This window comes from Microcystis sp. M49636_WE2 (assembly GCF_030065375.1).
GTDB lineage: Bacteria > Cyanobacteriota > Cyanobacteriia > Cyanobacteriales > Microcystaceae > Microcystis > Microcystis aeruginosa_C.
The window spans coordinates 1-6,816 of sequence record NZ_JASJFG010000363.1; the positions used below are offsets into that span (position 1 = coordinate 1).

Below are 6,816 nucleotides of genomic sequence, written 5' to 3' on the forward strand. Positions count from 1 at the left end.
TAATTTCCCAAGATAAATCACTTCTACTGCCGATAAATTTCTCCGTTGCTTGCGACCAACGGGGATGGGGTTTACTGGGGTTCACATTAGCCTCAAAATCGTATTCGTGAGCGTCAATTGTGTTCCAGTAGGTGGCGGGTTGTTTGGCGGTAAATTCAATTTTTACTATCGATTTTGCTCCTTTAAAACCGTATTTCCAAGGAATAACCATTCGCAAGGGTGCGCCGTGTTGTTTGGGTAAATCATGCCCGAAAATTCCCACAGCAAAGAAAGCTAATTCGTTGGCCATTTCTTCAATTCTTAAACCTTCTGTATAGGGCCAGGGTAAGGCTCCTAAATGTAATCCTGGCCCCTTGGTAATTTCGGGATCATAAAAGGAGGTAAAACGGACGAATTTAGCTTCCGGTTTTGGTTCCACTGCTGCGATTAAAGCACTCATGGGAAAACCCAGCCAAGGTAACACCATTGACCAAGCTTCCACACAACGAAAACGATAGATTCTTTCTTCGAGAGGGAAGGTTTTTTTAATAGTATCTATATCGTAGGTCTGGGGATTTTTTACCAATCCTCCCACTTCTACCGTCCAGGGATTCGTCGGTAATTTCTGCGCTTTTAACCAGATATTTTTCCCCCCTCCGAACTCATAAAAATTGTTATATCTCCCCGCTACAGTTTCGGCAACTATGGGGCGATTTACCGTTAAAAAATTCGGATTCTTGCTGAACCCTGCAATTTTAGGTAATTGCAAACTTTTTTCTAAAGCTTCCGAGGAGGAGGATTTACCACAAGCGGTTAATAATAGGGAACTACCCGCAATTCCTGTCCCGATTAACCCCTGTAAAAAGCGACGACGGTTAAAATAAACACTTTCGGAAGTAACTTCATTTTCGGAAATTTGCCAGGATTTAGCTAAACGAATTAAGACCATAATTATCCCCAATTTTATTGACAAAAAAGCAGAGTTATGATATATGATACCACAACTCTGATTGTACAATATTTTGTCAGTTTTTTTAAGAAATTTCGGCGAGCATCGGGGCAGTCACCAGAGGTTCCCGTCGTCCTTTTAAGACCATGGGAACTCCTCGCGAGGGAGCAAGGGTGACACCGCGGCGGCTGGGTTTTTCGGGGGTATTATTAACTAGAGTTAACTGATAATTGGCCAAAATTGTGGCGATAGCGATTTTCATCTCGTAGATAGCTAAAACTTCCCCAATACAACGACGCGCTCCACCACCAAAAGGCATATATTCGTAGGGGGTGAATTGTTTTTCTAAAAAGCGTTCTGGTTTAAAAGTATGGGAATCGGGGAAAGTTTGCTCCCGGTGGTGAGCTAGATAAATACAACCCATAAGAATTGTCCCTTTTTCTAAAGGATAACCATCTAGTTCTACCGGTTCTTGCACTACTCGCGGAAAAGTTAACATTCCCACGGGATGAATGCGTAAAGTTTCCGAACAAACCGCCGAAAGATAGGGTAATCGAGTTATATCAATGGGGTTAGGATTATCTCCTAAAGTGGCTATTTCTTGGAGAATTTTTGCTTTAATTTCTGGATAGCGATGAGTCCAGTAGAGCGCCCAAGACATAGAAGTGGCTGTGGTTTCATGACCGGCGAATAATAAGGTCATTAATTCATCGCGCAATTCCTTATCGCTCATCGGGTTGTCTTCTTCATCCCGGGCCGACATCAGTAGTGATAAAATATCGGTACGATTGGGGTTAGGATTAGCTTTTCTTTCGGCAATTTCTGTGTAGATAATATCATCAATTTTTTCTTGGGAACGCCGGTATTTTCCCCAGGGACTCCAAGCACCCAAATCAGCCCGCAAAATTGGAAAAAATAACAAAGAAGCCATCACCGGAGAGTTAAAAATATCGAGCATTTCAGCCAGAATTTTTTTCAGGGTTTGATAACGTTCCCCTTGACTAATTCCAAAAACTGCCTCCATAATTACTTGTAAAGCAATCGCTGTGGTCGCTGAACGGGCCTTAAAAGGTTGATTTTGGGGCAATTCTGCCATTACTCTTAGGGTAATATCGCGGATTAAATCGCCGTAGAAACGCATTCTTTCCCCGTGAAAAGGTGGCAATAAAAGCTGACGGCGTTTTTTATGGATGTCCCCGTCTAACATGACGACGGAATAATCACCAATAATCGGGGCAATAATCCGATTTGCTTCCCCCGGTGCCGAGAATTGTTTACGATCATTAGTTAAAATTTGTTGTAGGGCCGAAGGACTACTGACAAAGATAAAATTATCTACAGTTAAACCCACTTTTGTGCTAAAAATATCGCCATGCTTGCGGGCGGCATTTTCCATAAAACCCACGGGATTAATGATCCATTGTGCCATTTGCACGAAGGTGGGGGCTTTGACCTTGGGGAGGATTTTCATAGATTGATTGCTATATCCAATGCTAATTATTTCTAATTGTGACATTTTTTCTCCAGAGACGGCAAGGTGTAATAGGCTGCCCGCGCATTTGAATTGCTTATTGAGATTAGGCAAGAGGCAAGAGGCAAAAGTAAAGGGATTAGGGGAGATTCAGCTAATCTAAGGATAGGCGGTTAAAATGCGTCCTAGCTTATCAGGTAAACAGCAAAAATTATCGGGCTGTTGCTTGTCTTATCTTCTCGGAGAGAGGGGGATTTTCTGGGAATTTTCAGGATTGGCTTTCTGGTCTAAACAATGATAATCGGGGTAGAATAGCCCCAGTTCTATTTAATTCGCTTCTATAGTTCAATCTCTCTTTTTTCATTCCTTATAGGGACTTTTTATGATTATTTCCAAGTTTTTGCCCTTAGGAAAAACTGTGATTATCAGGCATTTACTGTTATTAACTACATTTAGCCTTGTTTTTTTCCTGACTACTCCCCCCGCTTTTGCCCTCGAATCCAGTGCCTCCACCGGTTTTAACCCTCAAACTATTCTTTTCCATGCCTTAACTTGGGTGGATAGTTTGGGGGCTGTGGGAGCGATCGCGTTTATAATTATCTATATTCTAGCTACTGTGGCCTTTTTTCCAGGTTCAATCCTAACTTTAGGGGCTGGTGTGGTTTTTGGCTTGGTTTTAGGCTCTTTTTACGTCTTTATCGGGGCAACTATCGGTGCTACTGCCGCTTTTCTGGTGGGACGTTATCTGGCTAGGGGTTGGGTGGCGGAAAAAATTCAAGGTAATAATAAATTTCAAGCTATCGATGAAGCTGTGAGGAAAGAAGGTTTAAAAATAGTGCTTTTAACCCGTTTATCTCCCATATTTCCCTTTACTCTGCTCAATTATGCCTATGGTGTCACCGGGGTTTCTCTGAAAGATTATCTACTAGGTTGCGCGGGCATGATTCCGGGGACGATAATGTATGTCTATATTGGCTCTTTAGCGGGCAATCTTGCCACTATCGGGACTTCGGCACCAGCCACTAACCCAGTTTTATCATGGACTATTCGTCTTATCGGTTTTATCGCTACTGTTGCTGTCACCCTCTACGTCACAAAAATTGCCCGTCAGGCCCTGGCATCAGTTATCAGTGAGTAAACCCCTCAATTGCCCTCCCCACCCCACTCCGCCCTTGAGTGGGGACTGACGCGGATTTGTTGACAGGGACTAAAAGAGAGCCGGTGCTGAGAAGTAAGTCCATGGTTGCCAATCGCTTCTAGGTGTTGAGCAGTGCCATAACCCTTGTGACGAGGGAGGCCATAATCGGGATAGCGTCCGTGCCAACGAGTCATTAAGTCATCGCGCCAGACTTTCGCTACGATACTAGCCGCCGCAATTACTGGGGATTTTTGATCTCCCTGAATTACCGCCTTTTGGGGGATTGACAAATCTTTAATAATGTGCTTGCCATCGATCCAGCAGAGACCGGGGGAAAGGGGTAATTTCCCGATAGCTCTGCTCATTGCCAGTAGGGAGGCATGAAAAATATTCAAGCGATCGATCTCTTTCACCGTAGCATAACCGATGCGACAAACAAAATCCCGTTGTATTTGCCAGCTCAATTTTTGCCGTTTTTGGGGGCTAAGTTGCTTACTATCTTTTACCCCCAACTCCCACAGCCGCGCAAAACCAGAGGGGACAGTGACCACTACCGCCGCCACCACGGGGCCAAATAAAGCCCCGCGCCCCACCTCATCGACACCGGCAATTAAGAGTTCTGCGCTCATGACTCATCGGCAGTGGCGGAGGAACGACGACGACGACGACCCAGCACTGCGGTTTCAGCCTCTAGTTGTGGCTCCTCTGTCACCTCGGCGCTCACCGGGGTCTCTAAAGGAATGACTTCGCCGAGAAAAACTGGAGTTTCGGTCGTAATCGGTTCCGGCGTAAAAGTCACTGGTGGACTAGCTTCTTGGTTGATTTCCTGACTAACTTCGCTAGTGGTGGAACGACGACGACGGCGCACCAAGGGACGATTTTCAGCTTCCTCGCCAGTTTCCGTCGCCTCTACTGGGGCGGCGGCGGCTGTGTCCTCGACTTCTAGGGTAGGAGTCAAGGATATTTCAGGAGTGGGAGGCGTTTCTGGGTTTTCCGCCTCCCTTTCCCCTGCCAGTTTCACGGAAACAATCACCGATTTCGGGTCTTTAAACTCCTTATCCACCAGAATCAGGGGAGAAATGCCCATTAAAGAATAAACTTCCTGTTCTACCTCGGTCATTTCCACGGAAACCCGCTCCCGTTCGCTGACGGGGATATTTTTGGCGGTGCTGGCATCTTCTCCTCGTTTCGAGAGACGGGCGGGGCGTTCTCGTTTTTCCTCAAGGCGTTGTGGTTCTGATTCCGGCTCGATTTCGTTGTTAATAGCGTTAGTAGAGGCTTTTTCGCTCCGTTCCTCTTTTAGCAACAGTTCCGAGGGACGACGGCGACGGCGACGGCGAGAATTATTAACCTGTTCTTGATAGTTGGGGTGGAAGGAAAGATCCATCCCTTGGGCGTTTTCTTCGGCCTCAAATTCGGAGAAAACTTCTAGATAGGGTTCGGCCGCCGCAACGCTAGGAGCGCTCTTATCGGGTAGAACTTTTGTATTAGTCGGGGCAACGACAAAGGTTTCTCTTTCCGCGCGGCTAACGGTGGGGGTTTCTAGGGCGATGGCGTTGCCTTCTCCGGGTAGATGGGCTAAATGGCCCAGTCCGCCGCAATGGTCACAGGTTTTGCCGAATAATTCATAAATGTTTTTCCCCTGACGCTTACGAGTTAATTCCACTAACCCCAATTCCGATAATTGGGCAATCTGGGGCCGGGCCTTATCGCTTTTCAAGGCCTTATTAAACAATTCCAGCAGTTTCAACTGGTCGCGACGGGAATCCATATCGATGAAGTCCACCACCACCACACCGCCGATATTTCTCAAGCGCAGTTGTCGGGCGATTTCTGTGGCGGCCTCGCTATTAGTCCAGAGTACGGTTTCTCGGGCCGTGGCCGAACGGGTAAAGGAACCGGAGTTAACATCAATTACCGTTAAAGCTTCCGTCGGTTCGATGATAATGTAGCCGCCAGATGGTAAATCAACCCGGGGTTTCAGGGCCTCGCGAATGGCGGCGTTAACCCGGAAATAGTCGAGAATTGGCTGGGTTTCCCGATGGGAGTCGATATAAACCCCTTCGAGAGCTTTGCCGCCGCCCCAGTTCGTCAATTGTTGTTTAACTCGTTTTACCGCCACCGGGTTATCCACAACAATGCGATTGACATCGGCACTGTACATATCCCGCAAAACCCTTTGAATAAAGTCATCATCGCGGTTCAGCAGGGCCGGGGCGCGGCTGCTGACGGCCATCTGTTGGATACTCTCCCACTGTTTTTGCAGAAATTCCAAATCCTCGATAATCGCTTCTTCCGCTTTGCCTTCGGCCTCGGTGCGTACCAGCAAACCCATCCCCGCTGGTTTGACCAAAATCCCTAAAGCTCGTAAACGGGAGCGCTCGTCTTCACTGCGGATGCGACGGGAGAGATTCACCCCGCGACCATTGGGCATCAATACCAGATAACGGCCCGGGAGAGTGACATTTCCCGTTAGTCGCGGTCCCTTATTGCCGGTGGGTTCTTTCATTACCTGTACCAGCACTTTTTGCTGGGGGGCCAGTAATTCGGTGATAGCACCGGCAGTTTTTTTCAGTCTTAAGGGGCCCAGGTCGGTGACATGGATAAAGCCATTGCGTTCCGCATCGCCAATATTGACAAAGGCCGCATCTATCCCGGGTATGACATTTTCTACTAATCCTAGATAGATGTCGGCCACCTGCTGATTACCTGTGGCTACAACTAATTCCTGAATTTGATCTTCCCAAAAAACAGCCGCTATATGGTGTTGTTCGGCTATGATTATTTGTTTTGGCATTCAATTTCCTCAATCTTTCGGTTTCAAAAGCGACGGACTATGGGCTATTTGTCTATGCTTTGAGGCTACTTCTGGAAATCTGGTCTTGTTAAGAAAGTTCTAAGAAGATGAGTCCGCATCGTTAAAGCCTCATCTTGATGTTCATCTGCCTCTCAGACGTGGGAACTGAGTCTTGGTTTCAGTTGTTAAGTCTGTTTGGCAAGTGCCGGCTTGACCCACAATTAGGTAAGCACAGCCAGGAGACGAGATTTTCAATTAATCCCTGAGTCTTGCTCGATAACAGCATTTTTTATCCGTTTCCGCCGTTTCTGTCTATCAGAATCTAGGAAAAAAGGAGTTTTTGAGTTACTCCCCTCGGCAACAGGTTTCTGTGGAAGGGAAAATAGCGCACTTTTCGATTTTCCAAAAACCACGATTCTTTTAAGAAATGCTTTAATCGAGTCTTATAGACGACTATAACTCACTCGGTCACTCTCTGACAA

Annotated in this window: 5 protein-coding genes; 1 reads left to right on the forward strand and 4 read right to left on the reverse strand. The window is 46.6% G+C overall.

Features of this window, described 5'->3' with window-relative positions; genetic code table 11:
- Together msrP and PX484_RS08625 are read right to left on the reverse strand one after the other, a co-directional pair.
- On the reverse strand, nt 1-928 hold a 928-nt coding region (gene msrP / locus PX484_RS08620), incomplete at its 3' end, for a protein-methionine-sulfoxide reductase catalytic subunit MsrP (RefSeq protein ID WP_288103476.1).
- 85 nt (nt 929-1,013) lie between these two features.
- The gene (locus tag PX484_RS08625) at nt 1,014-2,399 is read right to left on the reverse strand and encodes a cytochrome P450 (protein ID WP_288103480.1); all 1,386 of its coding nucleotides are present in this window, start codon (nt 2,397-2,399) and stop codon (nt 1,014-1,016) included.
- 382 nt (nt 2,400-2,781) lie between these two features.
- Between PX484_RS08625 and PX484_RS08630 the strand changes: the two genes are divergently transcribed.
- The gene (locus tag PX484_RS08630; protein ID WP_287764890.1) at nt 2,782-3,537 is read left to right on the forward strand and encodes a TVP38/TMEM64 family protein; all 756 of its coding nucleotides are present in this window, start codon (nt 2,782-2,784) and stop codon (nt 3,535-3,537) included.
- Between the two features lie 5 nt (nt 3,538-3,542).
- Here PX484_RS08630 and rnhB read toward each other — a convergent pair whose 3' ends face one another.
- Both rnhB and rne read right to left on the reverse strand, forming a co-directional pair.
- Nucleotides 3,543-4,166: a ribonuclease HII gene (rnhB, locus tag PX484_RS08635; protein WP_287764891.1), complete on the reverse strand. Its 624-nt coding sequence runs from the start codon at nt 4,164-4,166 to the stop codon at nt 3,543-3,545.
- Nucleotides 4,163-6,334: a ribonuclease E gene (gene rne / locus PX484_RS08640; RefSeq protein ID WP_287764892.1), complete on the reverse strand. Its 2,172-nt coding sequence runs from the start codon at nt 6,332-6,334 to the stop codon at nt 4,163-4,165. Before rne ends, rnhB begins: the two co-directional genes overlap by 4 nt.
- Between the last annotated feature and the right edge of the window lie 482 nt (nt 6,335-6,816).

Bases quoted from the DNA above. Each gene is read 5' to 3' on its own strand.
- rne (WP_287764892.1), bottom strand. From the start codon at position 6,334: ATGCCAAAACAAATAATCATAGCCGAACAACACCATATAGCGGCTGTT.
- PX484_RS08625 (WP_288103480.1), bottom strand. From the start codon at position 2,399: ATGAAAATCCTCCCCAAGGTCAAAGCCCCCACCTTCGTGCAAATGGCA.
- PX484_RS08630 (WP_287764890.1), top strand. From the start codon at position 2,782: ATGATTATTTCCAAGTTTTTGCCCTTAGGAAAAACTGTGATTATCAGG.
- rnhB (WP_287764891.1), bottom strand. From the start codon at position 4,166: ATGAGCGCAGAACTCTTAATTGCCGGTGTCGATGAGGTGGGGCGCGGG.